We start from the raw sequence: 23,073 nt of genomic DNA, 5'->3' as shown, positions 1-23,073 counted from the left end.
TTCTATTACATGAACAACTAAAGGAGCCTCTTAAACAAGGCTCCTTTTCCTATGCGGTCTGTTTTGCATAAACGATCGAGTACAGCTGCTTTCTTGCCCGGTGAAAACGGGTTTTGACGGTGGAAGGAGAGAGATTCAGCTTTAAAGCAATCTCCCCATCACTAAGATCCAGTGTCACTTTCAATGACATGACTTCCTGCTGAGAAAGTGGAAGCCTCTTAATATTTTCCTGGATGCAGCTCTTAAGAAACTGAGCCTCAATTTCCATTTCCAGAGGGTTATCACCCTGTATGGAATGAACCTGTTCATCATCTTCCATGCAGACTTCATTACGTTTCGATTCTTTTCGGATAAAATCGATTGCTGTACATCTTGCAATTGAAGTGAGCCATGACTTCGTTTTCGCCACATCGAGTAAAGTATCCATCTTCTTGTAGGCCTTGAGAAAGGTTTCTTGAACGATATCCTGTGATAGATGAGCGTCCTTTGTAATCGTATAAGCGATATGATAGATCAGTTTATGAAATTGTTCATACATCTCCTCTAATGTGAGAGGAGATGATTGCATTTGTAATGCGTCCATATGGCTTCACCTCGACTTCCTATTATCAATTATCTGTTTTATTCCTCAGGAATGAAGGTGAATCTTCAGCTTTTAACCCTCGGACTTCGACATTTCCGTGGGTTTTATATTTGATGATCACCATATATTCATTGGTCATCTGATTGTATACGAGTTGATCCATGATGGCTTCAACGTGTTTGGAATCCGTTATTTCAATCCCTTTGTTTTCTTTCTTTAACTTCAGGGCTTCGGTATCTGGATCCATGACGTTGAACAGACGGTTACGGTAACGCTCTTGATCGATCACGTACATCCACTCAACGTCCGATGCAGTTACCCTTACATCTTCAAGGTATCCATTCTCCTGTAGCCAGGATTCGAATTTCTTATCGTTATTACCCACCCCGACATGGATCCATTGGTCCTCTGAAAGAAGTAATTCAACGTTATAGAGGTTCACTCTATCGCGATCTTTAAAGGTGTCATTATAGGTTTCTTCTTTTAAAATCCCAAGGGCTTCACTGATTTGTTCCGGGTCGACAATGCTTATACTCTGTCTATTTCCCATATCAGAATAAATTGATAGTTTGTCTACACTGTTTGAATCTACAGAGAAAATCTCTTCCGTTGTTTCTTTAAAACTTTTCATTTTATATAAAGCAGCATATTGGGATTCAATCTCTTCTATATTCATACGATAGTTCCTCACAAGCTTGCTTCCATCGTGCATTTTGTAATAAAGGAAGACTTGTTCACTATCCTCGTCCGTGACGGTGCGATCGTGATTGTTGATAATTTCCTTATGAAGGTTCAGGACGGCTTTAATGGTTTGAGGGTCGTCTATAAAGTGATCCTTGATAAGGCTATCTGGATTGTCTTCCAGGGAATAATAGCTGTTACTGACATGTACCATTTCTATACCCTTCATATCAGGAACCTTCTTTTCATATTGAAATAAATCAAGTTGGATGAACATCCCGATAAGAGAGATGGTAATGGCAAACCCTGCATATCCTTTCCAGTTCCGGAATACTCTCCAATGTTTTTGTAACACCATTTCGGCAATATAGTAGCCAATGAATGATCCAATAAAATATCCGAATATTGTCCAGGAGGCCTCCTGATAGATCTCATGGAAGTACATTCCCCCAACCAGCATGAAGCAGAAAGCGACTCCATATTTGAACAGGGGTCTGAGGACAGGAAATACAATGGCAAGTGACGCTGCTTCTACTTTTCTTGTTTTATACAATACATACGAGAAAACATAGAGTAGGAGGGTGAGAGCTATGAGCAGTGTCACATCTAATCCGGAAAAGATTTTATTCTCAAGATATACGGCCTTGATAACAGGGGAAAATTGTTCAATTTTGATATTGAAAAAATAATCCTCTGGAAATCCGAATAAAAGATTTTTCAGGCTAAAGCATACGAGCATAAACATTCCAGCCGGTAATAAGAGCAGGATGTAAGTCATAGCCCCCTGTACAGCTGTCAGTCCTGTTATCATGGCCACAAAGGTAGCGGCTGTGAACAGAAAGATGTTCATTAGGATTGTAATGCCGCACCAGATGAATATATCTTGAACATCAATAAATTGCTGAAGATCCGTAAATGAATAAAGGGAAAGTAAGATCGCTGTATTCAGTACAATGGGCACGATGAGAATGACGAATCCTGTAACGGTAAAATGATAAAATAATTTGCTGCGTGTCAGCGGTAGGCTATGCATGAAGTCTGCAGCCTGCTTTACATGTAAATACCGGAAAAGGAAAAGAGATAGAATGACTGGAACGAACAGCATCAAACCCATTTGGATCGGGTATTGCATTTTAAACAGGTTTTCGTAAATGGCAACCGGATAGGGCTGATTGTCGTTAGATAGTTTACCGATAACGTCAACCGGCAAAGAAAAGAGAAGTCCGATAAAGTAAACGATCCCTACCCAGCCAACATTCCGAAGGCTTTGAATGATGACTTCCTTATTGATCCATGATGTTTTGGATGGCATAACCGACGTCCTCCATTTCATAAATGAATATTTCCTCAAGGGTCAACGGTAACATATCGAAAATCACCGGATGATAAGGCTGGATCATGCTTCTAACATGTTGTTCGTCACCTCTTACGATGCAGAGGGATACGCTTCCCCTGGTCTCTTCGTGCAGAAGGTCAAGCTCAGTAAAGATCTTTTGAGGCATCTCGCCTTTGAAGGCCAACTGAATCTTATGAATCCCGGATTTCAAATCATCAAGCTCTTTCTCCAGTAAAAACCGTCCTTGATGCAAAATTCCGATATGATCACAAATATCTTCCACTTCACGCAGGTTGTGAGAGGAGATAAGTATAGTCATCTCCCGGTTTGCAACTTCTGTGATCAGCACGCTTTTTACCTTCTTACGAACGACAGGGTCTAATCCGTCAAGGGGTTCGTCCAGAATGAGCACATCCGGCTGAGTGGATAATGCAAGAATGAAAGCTGCTTGACGCTGGACGCCTTTCGAAAATTTATGCAGCTTTTTGTGAGGATCTACCCCAAATAGGCCGGTTAGAGATGCATATTGATGCTCATCCCAACGGCTATAGGAGTTTTGAAAAAATTTTGCCATTTGATGTAAGGTATAATGAGCGAAGAAAAACGGTTGATCAGGAATGAATACCAGGGTTTCTTTCGTTTGAACATTTTCAAAGACCGGTTGATCATTTAAATAAATGTCACCGCTTTCGGGCTTCAGAACCCCGGAAATGGATTTGAGTAGTGTCGTCTTTCCTGCACCATTCGATCCGAGCAGTCCATAGATCGATCCTTTTTGAACAGAGAAGGAAACGTCATGAATGATTTTCGTACCTTCAAAGGATTTACTTACTGATTTAATCTCTATCATCAGCGTGATTCCCTCCTACCGATGCCTCGATGTCAGCAATCATCTGCTTTAAATCTTCAGGCGTGATTCCTAAATACAGAGCTTCAGACAAAAGTTTAGACAACTCTTCTTTTACTTTCATGATTTTCTCCGCGTTTCGAATGTGACTTGATGGATTAACAAAGCTACCCCGTCCTTTCACAGAATAAATGTACCCTTGGGTTTCAAGTTCCCTATAAGCTTTTTGGATTGTGTTTGGATTTATGGTCAGTTGCTGAGCCAAGGCCCGAACGGAAGGCAATTGTTCGTCAGGCTTCAACACCTCATTAATGATTAACTCTTTTAATTTCTCGACTAATTGTTCATAAATGGGCTTTCGACTTCTTAAATCAAGCTCAAACATATCCACCCTCCCAACTGTATGCAGTGTACTATTAGTATTAATACAGTTAAAGTATATAACAAGTTCTGCCAGTTTGGGAAGGGGGGAAGGAAATATTTATGTAAGTAACGAATGATCAGGTCCTTGTGAATAAGGTCTCTATGGTTTGGAAGTATAAAGAATGATACAAACACAAACTTAGTACAAAAGTGAAAACATCGTAGTAAATAGGATATATGTCATTTCTTTTGACAAAGAAAGTTTCGTTGATGCAAGATGGTAGTATTTAAAATGTTTGATCAGAGGAGAGGATTGGTATGTTTGTAGATTGGTTAAGTGAATTTAATCCAACTGTGCAGGCGCTGTTTGGCGGTCTATTGACATGGGGGTTAACCGCACTCGGAGCTGCAACGGTTTTTTTCTTTACCAAAATAGAAAAGCATATATTAAATATGATGCTTGGATTTGCTGCAGGTGTCATGATAGCGGCATCGTTTTGGTCACTTCTGGCTCCTTCAATAGAGTTCAGTGAGCAAAATGGTCAGATTCCATGGCTTGCTCCAGCCATTGGTTTTTTACTTGGTGGCCTTTTTATTAGACTTTTAGATTTTGTAGTGCCTCATTTACATCTTGGAAATGAAAAGGAGAAGGCTGAGGGACCTCCTTCAAAATTTAAAAAATCAACCTTACTATTTCTTGCGATCACCCTTCATAACATTCCTGAAGGCTTAGCCATCGGTGTGGCTTTCGGGGCGGCGTCAATGGGACTTGGGGATGCAACATTGGTAGGGGCGATGGGGCTTGCAATCGGAATTGGCATACAGAACATGCCTGAAGGGGCGGCACTTTCCATTCCATTGCGCGGAGAAGGAATGTCACGCCTGAGATCCTTCAACTATGGTCAGCTTTCAGCCATCGTTGAACCCATTGCGGCCGTAATTGGTGCAGCTGCTGTCATATTAGTGCAGCCATTGCTTCCTTACGCACTGGCATTTGCTGCAGGTGCCATGATTTTCGTGGTAGTAGAAGAGTTGATCCCCGAGTCTCAATCTTCTGGAAGTACTGACTTGGCCACACTGGGACTCATGCTTGGATTTGTAGTGATGATGATTTTGGATGTATCGTTAGGTTAAAAAAGTAGCATGCGGCTTAGATCGCATGCTACTTTTATTTCCAAAAATAGTATAATGATAGTGGAGGGGGCGAAAGTGTGAAGATTGGTTTGGTCAGGCATTTTAAAGTAACAAGAGGATATCCTGATAGATTTGTGACATCCGAAGAATTAATGAAGTGGGTAGAAGAGTACGATAAGTCTGATGTAGAAGAGAATGAGGTAGATCTGCATGATATTGATTGGAAGAAATGCTACGCAAGTGACTTAACCAGGGCAGAAGTAACTGCTCGAAAAGTCTATGCCGGGGATATCGTATCATTGAAGGAATTGCGAGAAATCAGATTGTCTCCCTTATTCAGTTCAAGGAGAAAGCTTCCACTGTTTTTACATTTGTTTATGATCAGAGCAGCCTGGTGGTTTAATCATCGTTCTCAGCCTGAAAGTAAAAAAGAAATCCTAAAAAGAATCAACGGGATTGTTGATGCGATCATACAAGAGGGTGAGGACGTTCTCATTGTAGGCCATGGCGGGATTATGATATTTATGAGAAAAGAGATTATAAAACGTGGGTTTAGAGGCCCTAAATTTAGAAGACCTTCAAACGGGAAGCTATATGTATTTCAAGACAGAAAAGGATGATTCCCGGGAATCATCCTAAGTCATTTCTCTATCAGGTCAGTTCTTAACAATCAATAATATCTTTCCTTCATCGAGCTTTTCTTCGTACTGATCTGCTTCTTTGTGAGAAAATCCGACTTCCATCAACTTGTTTCGGAGTTCGTCACCTTTTTTCAGGATCATGTTCCCTACTGCAGTCCCTATGCCTGTTTCTTTTACACCAATTTCATTGGCGTCAGCGCGATCAGCTACTCTGTCCGTCCGGTCATCATCATGGGATAAAACATAAAGGTTATGTTTGTCGATACCTTGAGAAGAAAGCTTTTCAACTTCTGCAATTAATTCCTTATCGTCATAAAATTCCTTAACAGTCGGTTTCAATTCAGGTCTCCTCCCTCATTTAAATTGTACTTTCGTTTATCTTTTCCCGTGGGTTCCGGGTGGTAAACCTATGGGGATGTGGGTATACCTATTAGTAATGTGTAATCAAAGAAAGGAGATCTCAAGATATGGAAGAAGTCCATTCTCTGGAATCCATCAATGCTGCACTTGCTGCAGAAAAGCTGAGTTTACTATACATTTCAAGACCCAATTGCTCTGTGTGTCACGCTCTTTTGCCACAAGTGAAAGGAGTATTGGAAGAGTTTCAAGATGTGACGTCCATTCACGCGGATGCAGAAGAAATACCGGAAATAGCTGGTGAATTCTCCATCTTCACTGTCCCGGTCATTATCGTTTTTGTAGATGGAAAAGAAATGTTCAGGAAGGCCAGGTTCGTCCCAATTGACGAGTTACATAACCAGTTGTCCCGTTTGGTGAAGATGTTAGACAACTAAACAAACGTTTGATTAAAGAAGAAAGTGGTTGATCTGACAAGGTAGAAAGGGTTAAACGGTTGTTTAAGACTAAGAGAAATCTTTTCATATGAAGGGATTTTGAATAAAAGAGAATAATACATTCTATGACAAAAGAGCTGCTAAAAAAGTAGCTCTTTTGTCATGGTTCAGGGAATAGGTATATAATAGAGAGTATACGAGTATAGTATTGATGAAGAAATAAAAGGGGGCTTGATGAATGATCAGAGTGTCCAGGACAAAGAAAGTCATGTTACTTGGTTTAGCAATCATCCTCATAATAGTAGCCAACCGGATTTCCAGTGTACAACACCTGACCGCAAGAATCGCCGCCAACCTGTATGTTAGCCTTAAGTATCAGGATCTTGACCTCGAATACCAAAACGTCGAATTCTCACCTCAGTTTGGAGATTATTCTGTAGCGTATAAGGACAAGGATGGAAAAGTCTATGGTTTCATGGTTACCCCTAAGTCAATGCCCGTCATCATACTTCACGATCCTCTTCATGAGTCACCATAATCACATCTGAAAAAATAATCTTCTTATTTATATCTAAATCTCTCTTCTATGTAAAATAAAACATAAAAAGAATGAAAGTATGCACATAAAGATCAGAAGGGCGGAAACAAATCATGAAATGATTAGGACCCGTCTCCTATAAAGAGGCTGGTCTTTTTATCATGGGAAGAAAATACACCCCAGGTCTTAGAAGGAATTACTTCTACGGCTTCTGTTTGCATGGTGGCGATTTTTTTATACTTAAAGTATTCGTTTATATAGGAGTGACCTTGATGGAAGAAATCATGGCAAATTATTCGGCTGAGTGGGGGATATGGGGTGTATTGCTTTCTTTATTTATTGAAGGAAGTGCTTTTCCTTTTGTGGGCACTTTTTTTATCGTAACAATGGGATTTATTCTAGAATTAACGTGGATGGAGATAGGAGTCATTTCTTTGTTAGGAAGCATTCTTTATACAGCGGGGAGCTATATTCCTTATTTTATCAGCTTTAAATTAGGAGAGAAGCTTGAGGCAAAGCTCAACGCTGAAAAACGGAAGAAGCTTAAAGAAGCTCAGGAAAAGTTCAGCCGCTACGGAATCTGGAGCGTAGCGATCGCAAGCCCTCTTCACTTAGGAAACGTCATTCCCTTCATGGCAGGCATGGCAAAAATGAATCTGAAAGTGTACTCTCTCCTTACTATGCTGGGGATTGCTCCGTCTACCTTTTTATTCTTAAGTATAGGCAAGCTTTACGAGGGAGATAGAGAAGTGATCCTGGGGATGGTAGAAGAATATCAACTGTTGGTCCTGTCAGGGTTTGTGCTGGTCACTGTCTTGTACATTCTTTTGAAAAGGAAGAGAGAAAAGGGAAAAGGAGGATGATGAGTAAAGATTCAGAGACTGAAGATTTTTCGACAATTTGATCAAAAGTTCTACCCTAAAACCCTCTACACATATTAAATCCACGTAAAATCATCCCGTTCCTCATTGCTTACCCCCCTTCTTTCCTATACACTAGACCTATTCAAAAAATAGCACGTGTGGAGAGATTGTATGGAAGCAAAAATGATAAGAAGATATGACATTATGGAGGTCAGCTTGCTGGCGGGTAAGATCATGCTGCAAAGTGGTGCAGAGACGTATCGCGTCGAGGATACGATGATGCGCATAGCAGCTTCTTATGGGATATCAGAATCTCACAGTTATGTGACGCCTACCGGGATCATCTTTTCGATTGAAACGTCTGAACCAACGAAAACGAAGCTGATTCGAATCAACGAGCGATCGACTGATCTTGAAAAAGTAACACTCGTGAATAGTATTTCAAGGCAAATAAGCAAGGGGCATCTCACCCTTGAAGAAGCCTACAATGCCTTGGAGAAACTGGATCAATCAGATTTATCATACTCCTTTGTGATTCAGGTATTGGCTGCTTCGATTGCCAGTGGCTGCTTTCTCATCATGTTCCAGGGAATGTGGATGGACTTCATTCCGGCACTGATCACGGGCGGAGTAGGATTTACGAGCCTGATTTATTTTCATCGACTCGTTCCGATCAAATTCTTTGCTGAGTTTCTTGCTTCCTTTATTATTGGTATGCTTTCCTATGGATTCGTCCAGCTTGGAATCGGTCAGGAACTGGATAAGATTATCATTGGATCGGTGATGCCCCTGGTTCCCGGGCTCCTTATCACAAATGCCGTCCGGGATTTAATGGCAGGACATTTGGTGTCTGGTTTATCGAAGGGAGCGGAAGCCTTTTTAACGGCGTTTGCCATCGGGACGGGAATTGCCGTAGTTTTCACTCTGACATAGGGTGCATTTGATTAGTATCAAGAATAAAGATTGAGGTGAAAAGGGAATGCTCATCATCGAACAATTAGTGACCAGCTTCATATCCGCTGCTGCATTCGGGATTATCTTCAACGCTCCAAAACAGTCCCTTTTCAAATGCGGAATAGTTGGAATGCTAGGGTGGGTCATCTACATAGGAATGAGTTTAAATGACGCGGATGCGGTGCTTGCGACGTTACTTGCATCCTTTGTCGTTGCTGTGATTAGTCAGGTATTTGCGAAAATGTATAAAACCCCGGTCATCATCTTTTCTGTAGCGGGCATTATCCCTCTTGTACCTGGAGGGCTAGCGTACGATGCCATGAGAAACTTCGTGCAGAACGATTACAATGCTGCCATCAATCTTGCAGCAAAAGCCTTCATGATCTCAGGCTCCATTGCCATCGGACTCATCTTCTCTGAAGTCATCAACCAAGTCATCCGAAACGCACGGCTGAATGTAAGTGCAAGGCGAATGAGATAGAGGGACGGACCTTACTTTTGTGAGGTCTTTTTTTATTGTCTTTAGCAGAGCATAGAAACAAAGTTGGACGAAATGAATCCACCTTCAGACTCTGTGTATATGTAACATTTTCTTCCTTCCAACGTCTAATCAACAAATAGAACATAGAGGAGGGTCATAGTATGAGTATGAAATCTTATCTGCTCATTATTGCCGGGATTGTGTTGCTGGTGGCACTTGGAACGTTTGCGTATAGTCAAAGACCTGTCGTGAAGGCCGAGGGGAAGATGGAAGGTGATCTTCTCGTGATGGAGAATAACTCATGGAATCTGCAATTTTCAACGGCCCTGAATAAGGAAACGGTGACGCCCCAGAACATATATGTAGAAAACTCCAATGGAGAGAGGGTCAACGTCTCCATGAAGTTGGATGAAAGTCGAAAGACCCTGCAAATTCAAGCACCGCCAGAAGGATATCCTTCTGATCCACACAAGTATACACTTCATATTTCTCCTGAAGTGAAAACCAAATGGGGTTTTTCTTATGACGGAGATACAGAAATCCCTTTTTCTGTCACCTCTAAACTACCCAGTATTCAATCCAAGGAAGAACTAACGAACTATTTCAAACGAATTTTAAAGAAAAATAAGGAAGATACGGAGTTTTCTCTGTTCGGAAGAGAAGGAAATATGGAGTCCAAATCATCGGAAGATAGTGCAGCTGGAGAGTCAACTCATTCGGAATCCAATTTTTCTGAAACGAATAATCAGGTTCAAGGAGTTGACGAGGGGGATATAGTGAAGACCGATGGAAGCTATATTTATCAGTTAACAGACCGTAGTCTGCTGATTACAAAGGCGAATCCTGTGAAAGAAATGAAAGTGGTATCCTCTACCAGCCATAAAGAAAATATGCAGCCCCATCATCTATTTTTACAGAAGGATAAGCTGCTCGTCATCGGGAATAGATGGTCGCCTACCCATTTTCAAGAGAATAAACAAGAAATCGCTTCCACTATGCCTGTAGAAGGGACGACCGTTGCGATTTTGTATGATATCTCAGATAAAGCTCAACCATCTCTTCTAAGAAAGGTTGAGCTAGAAGGTCAATATGTAACGTCCAGGAAGATTGATTCCACTGTATATTTGATTTCAAATTTATATCCAAGCTACTGGATGCTTGAACAGGGGGGAAATCCCGATTTGAGACCCCGGGTGAAAGATAGTTTAACAGATGATGAAACGACACCACTTCCAATAGAAGATATTATGTATTTTCCACAATCCCAGTCCCCCAACTATACCTTATTGGCGGGAATGAATATGGAAGATCCCAAGGCTTCTCTAAACGTTCAATCCTATCTTGGAAGCGGCGATAAAGTGTATATGTCTAAAAACAATCTTTATGTGGCTGTAGAAAATTACAATGAAGATGCTATGAAAAGTTGGACCTCTTCAAACACGGAGATTTATAAATTTTCCGTAAGTGATGGAAAGGTTGAATATGCTTCATCAGGGCAGGTAGAAGGAAGAGCGTTAAATCAATTTTCCATGGATGAACATAAAGGTTACTTTCGGATCGCAACGACGAAAGGGGAGGTGTGGAACAGTGATTCCCCTTCAACCAATGCTCTCTATATTCTGGATGGGAACATGAAGAATGTTGGGGAAGTAACGGATTTAGCCAGGGGAGAACAAATCTATTCTGTCAGGTTTATGGGAGATAAGGCATATATGGTGACCTTTAAACAAGTCGATCCCCTTTTTGTCATCGATACGGCAGATCCGAAAGCTCCAAAGGTTTTGGGTGAGCTGAAGATTCCAGGTTTCAGCACCTATCTTCACCCTTTAGACGAACATCACCTTATCGGGTTTGGTTTTGATACCAAAGTGATGGGTGATGACAAAGCAACCAATGAGGAACCCAGAATCGTTCGACAGGGGATGAAGATTTCATTATTCGATATTACAGACTTTCAGCATCCAAAGGAAACGGACACAGAAATAATAGGCGGGCAGGGTACACACTCTTTTTTGTTAGACGATCACAAAGCACTGCTCCATGAGCCTTCAAGAAATCTATATGGCTTTCCCATTTCTGTTTATCATGAAAAAGAGGGAAGCCGGCATGAACTGGATTTTGACTATCAAGGTGCCCTCCTGTATGAAATCACACCTGAAAAAGGAATCGTTTTAAAGTCTCAGCTCACAGAAGAAGAAAACAACAACAAAGAATATTACGAACAGTGGGAAGACCAGATTCAAAGACTCCTATATATTGATGATCAGCTTTATACAGTATCACATAATAGAGTGACTGCTTACTCATTAGATGATTTTAAAAAAGAAAACGCAATTGATCTCCCATGATGAAAACCCTTAAGGTGCTTTGCCTTAAGGGTTTTCTATTACTTAAGACTCCCTGATGAATCATTTAGACTATCTTTTTTTGTCAGGTTTTGAAAAAAAATCTTTGGGTAGATAACTATTAGCTTTATACAATTTCCATAATTGAAGGGAGAGCATCGAATGAACAATGATATAACGCAAGAATGGTACGGGTACTTAGGGAAGCTTCCTGATCTGTTATTAGCTTTATTAGTGTTATTGATCGGGTGGATCATTGCAAAGGCTGTTGAAAAAGCCGTTTACGGAATTTTAAAACGGGTGAAGATCGATGATAACCTTTATTTTGGCAGCAGGAACGGAGAAAGGAAATGGACATCGGAGAAAGTCATTAGTAAAATTGTGTACTTTATCCTTCTTGTGTTCGTGTTTATTGCCTTCTTCAATATGCTTGACTTGAACTTTATTGCTTCACCTTTGGTCGGTATGTTGAGTACGATGGCAGCAGCGATTCCAAACGTATTAAAGGCAGCACTTATTCTATTATTTGCATGGATAGTTGCTTCTGTGCTGAAGGTATTGATAGAGAAACTGGGGACGAGACCTGCAGTTAAACACACGCTGGTAAGATCTAAATTAGCGAAAGATGAGAACGATGTACATCGCTATGTCTATACGGCTGCTAGAATTGTATTCTATCTCGTGCTTCTCATATTCTTACCTGGAGTGTTAGCGGCTCTTAATATCACAGGGGTTTCAGGGCCTTTCACGGAAATGCTTCAAAACTTCCTAGGGTTTATTCCTAAGTTGTTTGCCGCAGCTATCATTCTCCTTGTTGGCTGGTTTGTAGCCAAAATCGTCCGGGATATCGTCACGAACTTTTTACAGGCGATTGGAACAGAGAGAGTCGCTGAACGATTCGGCATTGGCAAGCTCTTTCAAGGAACAACGGTTTCATCGGTCATTGGTACGATTGTATTCGTACTCATCATGATTCCGGTTACCATTTCTGCATTGGATCAGCTGGACATTCGCGGGATTTCAGAACCGGCGATTAACATGCTCAATCAGGTCCTTGTGATGCTTCCGAATATTGCGATTGCGATTCTGCTTATTCTTGCAGGAATCTGGGTCGGTAAATGGGTTGGAGCCATGGTGGCGCGATTATTAAACCGGGTAGGATTCAATTCTCTATTACGTAATATGGGTATTGGACGGATGAATACTAATAAGAATCCGTATGAACCAACTGGCTCAACTTATATGAATCTATCGGGACTTGTAGGTAGAGTCGTTCAAATCATCATTGTTTTCCTCTTTGTAGTAGAGGCCCTGGAAATTGTACGATTGGAATTCCTGGTAGCACTGGCAACAGGTGTCCTTGCGTATTTACCACATGTATTGGCAGCCATCGTCATTCTTGGGGCAGGCTTATACTTAGGTAACTTAGTGAAGAGCATCATATCCAACGTATTGAGTGATCACTTCCAAGTACTATCGACCATCACGAAATATGCAATCATTGCCTTAAGTTTCTTTATGGCCTTGGATCAATTAAAAGTGGCTGATTCCATCGTCAATATTGCCTTCATGCTGATTCTGGGTGGACTGGCACTAGCCTTCGGTTTGGCCTTTGGCCTGGGTGGAAAGGATTTTGCTCAAAAATATCTTTCTAAACTGGATCGGAAAATTGAAGAAGAAAAGAACAGGCCAAATAATGGCGGAACGGATAATCCACCTTTTAATCAGTAATATAGAAAGAAAACCACATGGTCCTTATGGGTAACCCGTCGGTTGATAAGGAGAAAGATACAATTCACAACTAAAATAGAATGCTTATTAACAAATCAACTAACACAAAAAATAGCAGACCAAATGGTGAAACTTTTGGTCTGCTATTTTTGTTATGTAGTGTTTTTCAACAGAATATTTCGAAGATGCTGCCGCGAGGTTACTTGAAGAAGCTCATGATAAGATATAACTATATATCACAAGCAAGTATGTGAAAAAATTCACCTTTGAAATAGTAATCGGGAACAAGATACTAATTACAAACGATTATAGCGTTCCAAAAATTGAGGCTGAAATTGCACAATTATTGAAAAACTGTAAAAGAGAAGATCGGATGTGGCTATAAATTCTATTAGCAGATACGAAAGATGGGAAGATGAAGTGTGAGTAATCAGGGATAGAAAATAAGCGGAGATTTTACTGTTATATGGAGATTAGAAGTAGTTTTTGGGGAAATTAAGTGGAGTTTTTCCCTCTATACAAGGCAAAGCTACTTATTTTCACGTTTTTCGAGTCAAATAAGAGGATTTTTTCCCTTTATTTAAGCTGTTTTCAGTACTAGCTGCTAATTAAGGGAATTTTTTTCCTCTATAAACCTCATTTAGCAGCGAACCTGGTTTCATTGTTTAAGAATGCAAAAGTTTAACGGGAAACCTGATGTTCAACTATTCAGCGATCGTGGGCTTTCATGAAATACCAAAGGATCATCCAACTTGGATGGTCCTATTTTCATCTTCAGTATTATTTTCAACAATGGAATTCACAACCCTTTTAGCAGTCGTGAATAAATTTATTCATTACTGCTAAAAGGGTTGATAAAACCGATGTTAATTTGTATGCTAAAACACTCTTTTAAAGTTATAAACGTTGTCATATCAATAAAAAAAGGAGGAGCGAATGAACGTGCTAATTCCACCTCCAAAAGCAATGTTATTTTACGTTTTCTCCCGCTCAACCGAACGGGTTACCTTATGGGAGCGTGTGGTTTTTTTCTTATTCGTCGATGATGAGCCACCAGCTTTATAAGTTCCTCAACAATCTCTTCGCAATCAGTTCATAATCATCCTTCGAGATACCGGGTGCAAATTCTTCCGGCAGGTCATCCAGGTTAGGGATCGGGGCTCCTTCAGGTGTGCCTTCGATAACCCTTAGTGGCTGCCCGTTCTCAGGATTTGTTCCCTTCCAGATTTGTGCGATATCCTTGTAGTCGTTGTCACTCCATGTATAAAGAACGTTATTAATCCCTTTTTCTTCGAATTTCACAGCTGTATCAAATTTGGAATTATCAAGGTCAGGGATGGGAAGCATCTTGGTAAGATCTACACCTGTTGCTATTTCCAAGGCCTTTGCATAGGCCAATACATGGGTGCCGCCCCGAACTAGTAAGTACCCGATCATTTCTCTGGCAGTAGGATGGTCGGTCATCTCGTATACCCGCATTTTATGGGTTCTGGCTCCCACTTCCAAGAAGAAATTATGAAGCAGATCCAATACTAAATTTCCAGAACTGAACACATTATCTCCCGTCCATGCCCTTCCCATTGAATCACCGGCTAAAGCCGTTTGGGCAGTGGCAATGTATTGGTACGTGTTTCTGGCATCCAGTCCATTTTGGAGTGTGGCTATATTAGGGTCGCCGGGGAAGGTGTTCCCAACAGAGAGCAGGTTAATTGTATTGGTTACAAGCTCCACATGACCGAATTCTTCTGCGGTAATACTGGCTACAATATCATAAAAGGGTTTGAGCTTCTTTTTCTGGCGAAAATTAAAGGACTGAAACATATAATTGTTTAAAGTAGACATTTCTCCAAATTTTCCACCAAGTAATTCCTGAACGGCAGCTGCGGCATTTTTATCACCGTGTTCAGGGATGGGGAGTTCAATGAGCAGCTTGTTGATTCGTTTAAACATGTCTTACCCTCCTCTTTTCATTCTATCGTCCAGTATCTTCAAAACTGGGGAAGAACCATACGATTTGTTGAGATCGAACATAGAATGGCGTTCCGCTCACTTCAACGACAATGTGGTCAGGTAAAACACTTGCAAGCTTACCCCTTACAGAGCCTTCGATCGTCTGTACCACGAGAAATTCATCCATCATACTCATCAATGCTTGATACAAATATGGATCGGTTAAAGTAGACATTTGAATATCCATCACGTCAACTCCTTATCTTTCGACTAATCATCCACGTCAGTATATGAAAGGGGCTTGGGCATGGTTAATCGTCCAGATGGCAGAGGGTGACGCATATGATGCTTCCAACTACCACCCGGCATAAAAAAACGTTATGATGATACATATATATACATAATGGAAGTTTTATGTAAGAGGGGTGTTCATTTGAAGGTGATGCGTTTCTTAAAGCCTTACCGTGTTGCCATGGCGGTAGCCTGGAGTTTAATGCTGGTAGAGCTTGCTGTAGAACTATTAAATCCGTTGTTTATGGCACGGATTATTGATGAAGGTATTATGAATGGAGACTTGGATGTGGTGATGAAATGGGGCTTCATTATGGTGGGGATGTCTCTCCTCGCGTTTATTTCAGGAGTGACCAATTCATTTTTTGCCGCTCATACAAGTCAGGGATTTGGTTATGATGTGCGGGAAAGCTTATATAAAAAGGTTCAGTCTTTTTCCTTTGCAAGCTTTCACAAACTCCCGACATCATCATTGATCACCAGGATGACCAATGACGTAAGGCAGCTGCAGAATACAATCTTCATGAGCTTGCGCATTATGCTAAGAGCCCCCCTGCTTGTTGTCGGGTCAACAATCATGGCACTTATCGTGAATGTTCGTCTGGCCCTTGTTTTATTAATCGTGATTCCAGTATTATGGATGTTCTTGTTATGGGTCCTGAAACGTGGATGGAGCCTTTTTGAAAGAGTTCAATCCCGTCTGGACAAAGTAAACGATGTCATGAAGGAAAACCTCTCCGGGATGAGGTTAATCAAGGCCTATACTCGAAGCAAGTATGAAGAAGGCCGATTTCATGGAGCAAATGAAGATTTGAAGGATCGGACTGTCCGTGCTCTTCGTTTTATGGAAATCATCATGCCACTTCTGATGCTCGTGATGAATCTGGCCCTCCTATCCGTTTTGTGGTTCGGGAGTATAGATGTTGCCTCAGGAGGAGCAAAGGTAGGAGAAGTCGTAGCGATCGTCACATATGTTACGAGAATCTCTTCTGTTTTTTCAATTTTCTCATTTATCATTACGAGCTTTTCAAGAGCAAGAGCTTCCGCCGGGAGGGTAGAAGAAGTTCTCCAAACAGAGGTAGATCTAAAAGACGGAGAAGAAGCCCGGCAGGAAAACACAGTGGTGAACGGAGAGATTGCATTCAAAGATGTTTCGTTTCAATACCCTTCAACCCGTGGGAAGGTGCTGGAAGGTGTTTCGTTTAAAGTGGAGGCAGGCGAAACGGTTTCCATCCTGGGAGCAACCGGGTCTGGCAAAACATCGTTGTTCCAGCTCATTCCCCGCCTGTATGATGCGACGAAAGGATCGGTTGAACTGGACGGTCAAAGCATACGGTCCATACCTTTGAATCATGTAAGGAAAAATATTGGGTACGTGCCCCAGGAAGCGGTCCTGTTTTCCGGGTCAGTATCAGAAAACCTCCTTTGGGGAAAAGAAGATGCCACCAGGGAAGAGATGATCCAGGCAGCAAAGGATGCCCAAATCCATGGAACCATTATGAATCTTTCCAATGGATATGATACAGTACTCGGTCAAAAAGGTGTCAATCTTTCAGGAGGACAGAAGCAGCGCCTGTCAATTGCGAGAGCACTCATTCGAAAACCCAAGATTTTATTACTGGACGATAGCACGAGTGCTTTGGATTTAAAAACAGAATCGAAATTGCTCCAAGCTCTGAAGAAATACGAATGTACCACGATGATCATTACACAAAAAATAAGTACCGCCATGGAATCGGATACGATTCTGCTCCTTGAAGATGGAGTGTTAATCGGAGAAGGGACACATACATCTCTATTAGAAGATTCCTCCCTCTATCAGGCGATTTTCCAATCTCAATTCGGAGAGGAGGAAATACATCATGTCTAGGCATGTGCGAAAGAAACTGGGGAAAAACGATAAAGCGAAAGATGCAAGAGGGACGCTGCGTCGGCTATGGAACTATCTTTCCGAAATGAAGGTGATCCTGTATCTCGTCATTCTAATGGTGTTCATCAGTTCGGCAGCTTCTTTACTGGGACCTTTCCTAGTGGGAAAAGCGATTGATGAATACATTGTAACGAAAGAGACTTCCGGATTGATTGGGCTTGTTTTAGGTTTAATAGCCGTGTACATCTTCCATTCCCTGTCCGTATGGTGCCAAAATTATTGGATGATCGGTGTGGCTCAGGATACGGTCTATCGCTTGCGGAAGGACCTTTTTCATCAATTGCATCGGCTTTCGATCCCTTTCTTTGATAAGCGAAAGCATGGGGAGTTAATGAGCAGGGTCACAAATGATATCGATAATGTAAGTGCCACGTTGAATAGCTCGTTCATTCAAATCATATCCAGTGTCCTGACGTTAGTAGGGACCATCACGATCATGCTCTGGCTAAGTCCGTTGCTTACCTTGATCACATTGACCATCGTACCTCTCATGGCTCTCGGTATGAAGTGGATAACGAATCGGACAGGACGTTTGTTTAAACAATATCAACAAAATATCGGAGAGCTAAACGGCTATATTGAAGAGACGATTTCGGGGCATAGCATCATCAAAACCTTCTCCCGTGAGGATACTGCCATAAAGGATTTTGGAGAAAAAAATCAACGATTGCGAACGGCCGCTTATTGGGCGGATACCTATTCCGGGTTTATCCCGAAACTTATGAATGTGCTGAACAATTTGAGTTTTGCCGTCATTGCCGGAGTCGGAGGGATCTTCGCATTAAATGGCATGATCACCATTGGAGTCATTGTGATATTTGCTGAGTATGCCCGTCAATTCACCCGTCCGTTGAATGAACTCGCAAATCAATATAACACGTTATTATCTGCCATTGCCGGTGCTGAGCGTGTCTTTCAAATTTTAGATGAAGAGGAAGAAGCGAAGGATGAGGAGGATGCCGTGGAAATCGATTCCGTTGAAGGGAAAGTGGAATTCCGTCATGTATCTTTTTCCTATGAAAAAGGGGATCAAACGCTTCGGGATGTATCCTTCACGATTACACCGGGTGAGACCGTTGCATTGGTCGGACCGACAGGAGCAGGTAAAACGACGATTACCAATCTGCTCTCTCGTTTCTATGAACTGAATGAAGGCACCATTGAGATTGATGATCAGAATATACAAACCATCAAACGAAAGAGTCTTCGCCAGAAAATGGGATTTGTCCTGCAGGATAGCTTCCTGTTTCAAGGAACGATTGCAGACAATATCTGTTACGGCAGACTCGATGCGGACGATGAAGAAGTAAGGGAAGCGGCGAAGTTGGCCAATGCCCATTCTTTCATAGAGAAAATGCCTGAGGGCTACGATACTTTATTAAGGCATGATGGCAGTGGGATCAGCCAGGGACAGAAACAATTATTATCCATAGCACGAGCGATCCTTTCAAATCCGTCCATCCTTATTCTTGATGAAGCTACGAGCAGCATCGATACGATTACAGAGCTGAAGATTCAGGAAGCCCTCAAACGATTGATGAAGGGGAGGACAAGTGTAGTGGTGGCCCACCGTCTTAACACCATCCGTCAGGCCGATCAAATACTGGTCCTTGATCAAGGAAAGATCATTGAACGGGGATCTCATGATGAGCTTTTGAAGCAGAAAGGGTTTTATCATGGGTTGTATCATAGTCAGTTGAGGGAAAGCGGCTGATAGGTTGTGTGAATCTGCGCGGGAATTCCGGTTTTGAAAATAAAACCTGAGATTTTGAAAATAAAATGGGAATTGACTGCGAAACAGAGGGAAATACGAGCTCCATTCATTCAGAACATAAAAAAACACCTCAAAAGTCAGCACTTTTGAGGTGTTTTTGTGTTTAAGGGGCTAATCATCCCGTTAGCGATCCCTCTGGTGTTGCCTTAATCGGATAAAGACAACTCTGTAACTTGCAACATCACAAGTAATATATTTATATCTTGAACGTTGTTTGCAGATAATAAACAGCCGCGGGCAATTCCTTGAGTCGTTTGATATACCTAAACGACGTAAGCCCTACCTCTCTTACATCCTAACGGCTCCGAAGCCGATCCAGTGTGAATAAGTTGTTAAATCAAAACAGAATAGAATTACGAATTATCTTCTCTATCGTTTCAATGTATGTTACAAGATTACAATAACTAAATATAACATCAATATTAAATCGTGTCAAGGGAATTTGAATTATAATTCAAGTGACTGCGGCGTATCCTCATCGTCATTCATTAATCGGATGCTGACAGGTTGAATTTTAAAGACGATGTAATTCGGATCGTCTGGACCTTCAAACCATCTTTTCATATGGTCATTCCATAGTTTTTGCTTATAATGAGTAGACTCTTCAATGGAAGCGCGACCTTCGATTTCGACGAAGGTATCTCCATACCCCTCTCCTTCGTAACCAAGAAGGATATGTACATTAGGATTGTCCTCAATTTCATCTGTCTTATGGGTTTCCTTGTTTGTTGGCGTATATAGAGTCAGCTCATCATGTGAGAACGTCATATACCGGGAATGAGGTTTATTATTTTTAACCGTTGCCAGTGTCCCTACTTTGCTTTCATCGAGCACTTTTAAGATTTGTTGTTTCAGTTCAGCTTGTGACATACAATCCATCTCCTTTAAAGGTTCATTTATATCCATACTATTCCTTTTATTAAGGTGAAATAAACATGAGAATGTGTATTTGGGGTGCTGTCCGGGAATAACGGGAATAACGGAAATAACAACGAAACAAAGGATGATGAGCGTGATACCGGATGAATTAGTCGAGATCTGTAAGAAAAGGATGGAGCCATATCCCTGTGAGGGGTTTGTATACGGACGCGGCCCCGAGCAGCCGACGATCATGATTGTCGGGGAAGCCCCGGGTGAAACCGAGATTCGTAATGGAATTCCGTTTAGTGGGCGGGCAGGAAAAGTATTGGATGAGTTCTTTCAGTATCTGGAGGTTCCAAGGGAAGACATTTATTTTACCTCATCGGTCAGAAGCAGACCCTATAAAATTGTCCCTAAGAAAGTAGGGGACAATGAGATCGTGGAGAAGAAGTATAACAGGGCACCGAATCGGAAAGAACAGCTGGCCCATGCTCCCATTCTGGATTATGAGCTGCAGCATATTAAGCCAAAACAGCTTGTAACCTTGGGGAATATCGGGTTACAAAGACTATTGGGGAATCAATACACAATATCACAGGTGCATGGTGAGCTGATTCACGCTAAAGTCAGGCGGTTAAAAGATCTTAATTCAAATGAATGGATCATGAGCGATGAAAGCTACTCCATTTTTCCCACCTATCATCCTGCATCGATTTTCTACAATCGCTCATTAGAAAAAGAAATCTATAAAGACCTGGATAAGTTGAAAGAATTCCTCAGGGGGAAATAACATAAAGAAGGCTGGCATTTATTTAAATGTCAGCCTTCTTTATGTTATTGTTTGTTTAAATTTTCCTGAGCCATTCTCACAAGCTCCTTCACCATGTTACCGCCGATTCTTCCGCCAACTTTTCCCGCTTGCTCAGACGTTAATTTTCCATTATAACCTCTTTGAAGAGGAATACCTTGTTCTTTGGCGATCTCATATTTCGCTTCTTTGGGATCTGGTGTACCAGAAACTTTCGCTTTTAATTGATCCATCGCAGCCCGGGCTTCAGGTACAAGAAGTTTTCTTCTCGACATATTTTCACCCCTTTTTTAGATTGCCCAAATATTTTTTTATGAGTATAGAGTCTTGGCATATAAGGGTTTTTCCACGTTTAAGAAAATTTCGTCATAAAAAAAAGATTGTCTAATTTGTGTCAAATAAAATATAATTCTTAATAGTTAGATTATTTTTACAAAGAAAAGGGGGAAATGCCGTGGAAGAATTAGTTGGCAAGTTGGTAGGAATCCTTTGGTCTCCGGTCATGATTTACTTCTGTTTGGGTGTAGGATTATTATTTTCTATTTTAACGAAGTTTTTACAAGTCCGGTTGATTAAAGATATGGTGGTTCAAATGTTTAAGGGGGGTAGCTCCAAAGCAGGTGTATCTTCATTCCAGGCCTTGGCGCTGTCGTTATCGGGACGTGTCGGGACGGGTAACATCGCCGGTACAGCAACGGCCATCGCTTTCGGTGGTCCAGGAGCGGTTTTCTGGATGTGGACGATTGCTTTTATCGGTGCAAGCAGTGCCTTCATCGAATCCACACTTGCTCAAATTTACAAAGTGAAGCAGGATGGGGAATACCGTGGAGGACCAGCCTACTATATTGAAAAAGGGATCGGTTGGAAATGGTATGCCGTACTATTTTCACTTGCTACATTGCTTGCAATGAGTATTTTAATGCCTGGAATTCAATCGAATTCCATTGCATTAGGTCTTGAAAATGCATTTGGGCTTAGTACTACGGTAACTGGTATTGGTCTTGTCGTGTTAATCGGAGTCATCATTTTCGGTGGGGTCAAACGTATTGCTGGGGTAGCTTCTTACGTAGTCCCATTTATGGCGATTGCCTATATTCTTCTATCTCTTATCATTGTAGGAATGAATATCACTGAAATTCCGGCAGTTTTTGCTCTTATCTTCAAAAGTGCATTCGGGTTTGATTCTGCATTCGGTGGGATCATCGGGATGGCCGTATCTTGGGGAGTGAAACGAGGAATCTATTCCAATGAAGCAGGACAAGGTACAGGACCACATGCTGCAGCGGCAGCTGAAGTGTCCCACCCTGCTAAACAAGGGCTGGTTCAAGCGTTCTCCGTTTACATCGATACTCTTCTGGTTTGTTCGGCTACAGCATTCATGATCTTGTTTACTGGATCCTTCAACACAGAAGCTCCTGATGGAACAATGCTTGCGAACAATTTAGAAGGTATTGAAGCGGGACCTGGTTATACACAGGCAGCGATTGAATCAGTCATCCCTGGATTCGGAGCATCATTCGTCGCGATCGCCTTATTCTTCTTTGCTTTTACAACTATTATGGCTTACTACTACATGGCGGAAACAAATGTTGCCTACCTATTGAGAGGTAAGAATTCAAAAGTGGCGATGACCATCTTAAAGTTTGTTCTGCTTGCTGCTACATTCTACGGAGCAGTGAGAGAAGCCGCTTTAGCATGGGCGTTAGGTGATATCGGTCTTGGAATCATGGTATGGCTGAACTTAATCGCCATCCTTATCCTGGCTAAACCTGCATTAAAAGCGCTCAAGGATTACGAAGAGCAGAAGAAGCAAGGTCTTGATCCAGTCTTCAACTCTACAAAGCTCGGCATCAAAAATGCAGAATTCTGGGAGCAGGAATATAAAGTAGAAGACAAGGAAAATGCATCTTAACCTATAAAAGAAACCTGTTGCCTTTATGGGCAGCAGGTTTCTTTCATTTTTTCTAATACTCTTTTCGTACGTAAGATGGTTGTCTAATGACTCTAATTGAGTGCTGTCGCCCTGTTCAATTAGCATACAGGCAGATTGGAGGGGGATTTGCTCCCTTTCCGCGGACGAACGGTCAAGCCTCCTCACTTCGTTCCGGGATCTTGCCTCGCTCGTTTTCTGAAGGAGACTCGCAAGCCCCTCCTTTATGCCAATTGAG

General features: G+C 41.6%; 23 protein-coding genes. 14 read left to right on the top strand and 9 right to left on the bottom strand.

Annotated features, from left to right (window positions below; translation table 11 throughout):
- Window positions 1-49: 49 nt before the first annotated feature.
- From ACXAF2_RS20290 to ACXAF2_RS20275, 4 genes are read right to left on the bottom strand one after another with little or no spacing between them, the layout of a single operon-like run.
- Window positions 50-583: an RNA polymerase sigma factor gene (locus ACXAF2_RS20290; protein WP_475141371.1), complete on the bottom strand. Its 534-nt coding sequence runs from the start codon at window positions 581-583 to the stop codon at window positions 50-52.
- Window positions 584-608: 25 nt separating this feature from the next.
- Entirely contained in the window at window positions 609-2,576 is a 1,968-nt protein-coding gene (locus ACXAF2_RS20285) for a hypothetical protein (protein ID WP_475141370.1), read from the bottom strand.
- The gene (locus ACXAF2_RS20280; protein WP_475141368.1) at window positions 2,548-3,450 is read right to left on the bottom strand and encodes an ABC transporter ATP-binding protein; all 903 of its coding nucleotides are present in this window, start codon (window positions 3,448-3,450) and stop codon (window positions 2,548-2,550) included. Before ACXAF2_RS20280 ends, ACXAF2_RS20285 begins: the two co-directional genes overlap by 29 nt.
- Window positions 3,437-3,832: a GntR family transcriptional regulator gene (locus ACXAF2_RS20275; RefSeq protein ID WP_475141367.1), complete on the bottom strand. Its 396-nt coding sequence runs from the start codon at window positions 3,830-3,832 to the stop codon at window positions 3,437-3,439. Before ACXAF2_RS20275 ends, ACXAF2_RS20280 begins: the two co-directional genes overlap by 14 nt.
- 296 nt (window positions 3,833-4,128) lie before the next feature.
- Between ACXAF2_RS20275 and ACXAF2_RS20270 the strand changes: the two genes are divergently transcribed.
- Together ACXAF2_RS20270 and ACXAF2_RS20265 are read left to right on the top strand one after the other, a co-directional pair.
- Window positions 4,129-4,944, top strand: coding sequence for a ZIP family metal transporter (locus ACXAF2_RS20270; RefSeq protein WP_475141365.1), 816 nt, complete (start codon window positions 4,129-4,131; stop codon window positions 4,942-4,944).
- Window positions 4,945-5,021: 77 nt separating this feature from the next.
- Window positions 5,022-5,564 carry a histidine phosphatase family protein gene (locus ACXAF2_RS20265; protein WP_475141363.1) on the top strand — a complete coding sequence of 181 codons (543 nt, stop codon included), beginning with the start codon at window positions 5,022-5,024 and terminating at the stop codon, window positions 5,562-5,564.
- 36 nt (window positions 5,565-5,600) lie between these two features.
- On the opposite strand, the gene ACXAF2_RS20260 is transcribed toward ACXAF2_RS20265, so the two are convergent.
- On the bottom strand, window positions 5,601-5,924 hold the full coding sequence (locus ACXAF2_RS20260; protein ID WP_475141361.1) for a YflT domain-containing protein: 324 nt from the start codon (window positions 5,922-5,924) through the stop codon (window positions 5,601-5,603).
- A 128-nt stretch (window positions 5,925-6,052) separates the two neighbouring features.
- Here ACXAF2_RS20260 and ACXAF2_RS20255 point away from each other — a divergent pair, with 128 nt between their 5' ends.
- From ACXAF2_RS20255 to ACXAF2_RS20220, 8 genes are all read left to right on the top strand, one after another.
- Complete coding sequence (locus ACXAF2_RS20255) at window positions 6,053-6,379, top strand: thioredoxin family protein (protein WP_475141360.1); 327 nt, start codon at window positions 6,053-6,055, stop codon at window positions 6,377-6,379.
- A 238-nt stretch (window positions 6,380-6,617) separates the two neighbouring features.
- A complete protein-coding gene (locus ACXAF2_RS20250) occupies window positions 6,618-6,917 on the top strand; it encodes a hypothetical protein (RefSeq protein WP_475141358.1) in 300 nt (99 codons plus the stop codon).
- A 272-nt stretch (window positions 6,918-7,189) separates the two neighbouring features.
- Window positions 7,190-7,780: a DedA family protein gene (locus ACXAF2_RS20245; protein ID WP_475141357.1), complete on the top strand. Its 591-nt coding sequence runs from the start codon at window positions 7,190-7,192 to the stop codon at window positions 7,778-7,780.
- A 171-nt stretch (window positions 7,781-7,951) separates the two neighbouring features.
- Window positions 7,952-8,713, top strand: coding sequence for a threonine/serine exporter family protein (locus ACXAF2_RS20240; RefSeq protein ID WP_475141355.1), 762 nt, complete (start codon window positions 7,952-7,954; stop codon window positions 8,711-8,713).
- Window positions 8,714-8,759: 46 nt separating this feature from the next.
- Window positions 8,760-9,215, top strand: coding sequence for a threonine/serine exporter family protein (locus ACXAF2_RS20235; RefSeq protein WP_475141353.1), 456 nt, complete (start codon window positions 8,760-8,762; stop codon window positions 9,213-9,215).
- A 161-nt stretch (window positions 9,216-9,376) separates the two neighbouring features.
- Window positions 9,377-11,563: a beta-propeller domain-containing protein gene (locus tag ACXAF2_RS20230; RefSeq protein ID WP_475141352.1), complete on the top strand. Its 2,187-nt coding sequence runs from the start codon at window positions 9,377-9,379 to the stop codon at window positions 11,561-11,563.
- 159 nt (window positions 11,564-11,722) lie between these two features.
- Window positions 11,723-13,291 carry a mechanosensitive ion channel gene (locus ACXAF2_RS20225; RefSeq protein WP_475141350.1) on the top strand — a complete coding sequence of 523 codons (1,569 nt, stop codon included), beginning with the start codon at window positions 11,723-11,725 and terminating at the stop codon, window positions 13,289-13,291.
- A 936-nt stretch (window positions 13,292-14,227) separates the two neighbouring features.
- Window positions 14,228-14,356 carry a hypothetical protein gene (locus ACXAF2_RS20220; RefSeq protein ID WP_475141348.1) on the top strand — a complete coding sequence of 43 codons (129 nt, stop codon included), beginning with the start codon at window positions 14,228-14,230 and terminating at the stop codon, window positions 14,354-14,356.
- On the opposite strand, the gene ACXAF2_RS20215 is transcribed toward ACXAF2_RS20220, so the two are convergent.
- Both ACXAF2_RS20215 and ACXAF2_RS20210 read right to left on the bottom strand, forming a co-directional pair.
- Entirely contained in the window at window positions 14,351-15,241 is an 891-nt protein-coding gene (locus ACXAF2_RS20215; RefSeq protein ID WP_475141346.1) for a manganese catalase family protein, read from the bottom strand. The genes ACXAF2_RS20220 and ACXAF2_RS20215 overlap by 6 nt on opposite strands.
- Before the next feature lie 22 nt (window positions 15,242-15,263).
- Window positions 15,264-15,488, bottom strand: a complete 225-nt coding sequence (locus ACXAF2_RS20210) for a YuzF family protein (RefSeq protein ID WP_475141344.1) — start codon at window positions 15,486-15,488, stop codon at window positions 15,264-15,266.
- Window positions 15,489-15,683: 195 nt separating this feature from the next.
- On the opposite strand from ACXAF2_RS20210, the gene ACXAF2_RS20205 reads away from it, so the two are divergent.
- Entirely contained in the window at window positions 15,684-17,402 is a 1,719-nt protein-coding gene (locus ACXAF2_RS20205; protein ID WP_475141504.1) for an ABC transporter ATP-binding protein, read from the top strand.
- Complete coding sequence (locus ACXAF2_RS20200; RefSeq protein WP_475141342.1) at window positions 17,395-19,176, top strand: ABC transporter ATP-binding protein; 1,782 nt, start codon at window positions 17,395-17,397, stop codon at window positions 19,174-19,176. Before ACXAF2_RS20205 ends, ACXAF2_RS20200 begins: the two co-directional genes overlap by 8 nt.
- Before the next feature lie 507 nt (window positions 19,177-19,683).
- Here the strand turns inward: ACXAF2_RS20200 and ACXAF2_RS20195 are convergent.
- A complete protein-coding gene (locus tag ACXAF2_RS20195; RefSeq protein WP_475141340.1) occupies window positions 19,684-20,106 on the bottom strand; it encodes a pyridoxamine 5'-phosphate oxidase family protein in 423 nt (140 codons plus the stop codon).
- Window positions 20,107-20,242: 136 nt separating this feature from the next.
- On the opposite strand from ACXAF2_RS20195, the gene ACXAF2_RS20190 reads away from it, so the two are divergent.
- Entirely contained in the window at window positions 20,243-20,887 is a 645-nt protein-coding gene (locus ACXAF2_RS20190) for a uracil-DNA glycosylase (RefSeq protein WP_475141338.1), read from the top strand.
- Between the two features lie 44 nt (window positions 20,888-20,931).
- Here the strand turns inward: ACXAF2_RS20190 and ACXAF2_RS20185 are convergent, their stop codons facing one another.
- Window positions 20,932-21,180 (bottom strand): small, acid-soluble spore protein, alpha/beta type, encoded by a 249-nt coding sequence (locus ACXAF2_RS20185; protein WP_475141336.1) that lies wholly within the window; start codon window positions 21,178-21,180, stop codon window positions 20,932-20,934.
- Between the two features lie 227 nt (window positions 21,181-21,407).
- Between ACXAF2_RS20185 and ACXAF2_RS20180 the strand changes: the two genes are divergently transcribed.
- The gene (locus tag ACXAF2_RS20180) at window positions 21,408-22,817 is read left to right on the top strand and encodes an alanine/glycine:cation symporter family protein (protein WP_299742618.1); all 1,410 of its coding nucleotides are present in this window, start codon (window positions 21,408-21,410) and stop codon (window positions 22,815-22,817) included.
- The last annotated feature ends 256 nt before the right edge of the window (window positions 22,818-23,073 follow it).

The sequence above is a fragment of the Rossellomorea sp. ABR4_004 genome (assembly GCF_056159585.1).
This window is presented reverse-complemented; position numbering and strand designations above follow the sequence as displayed.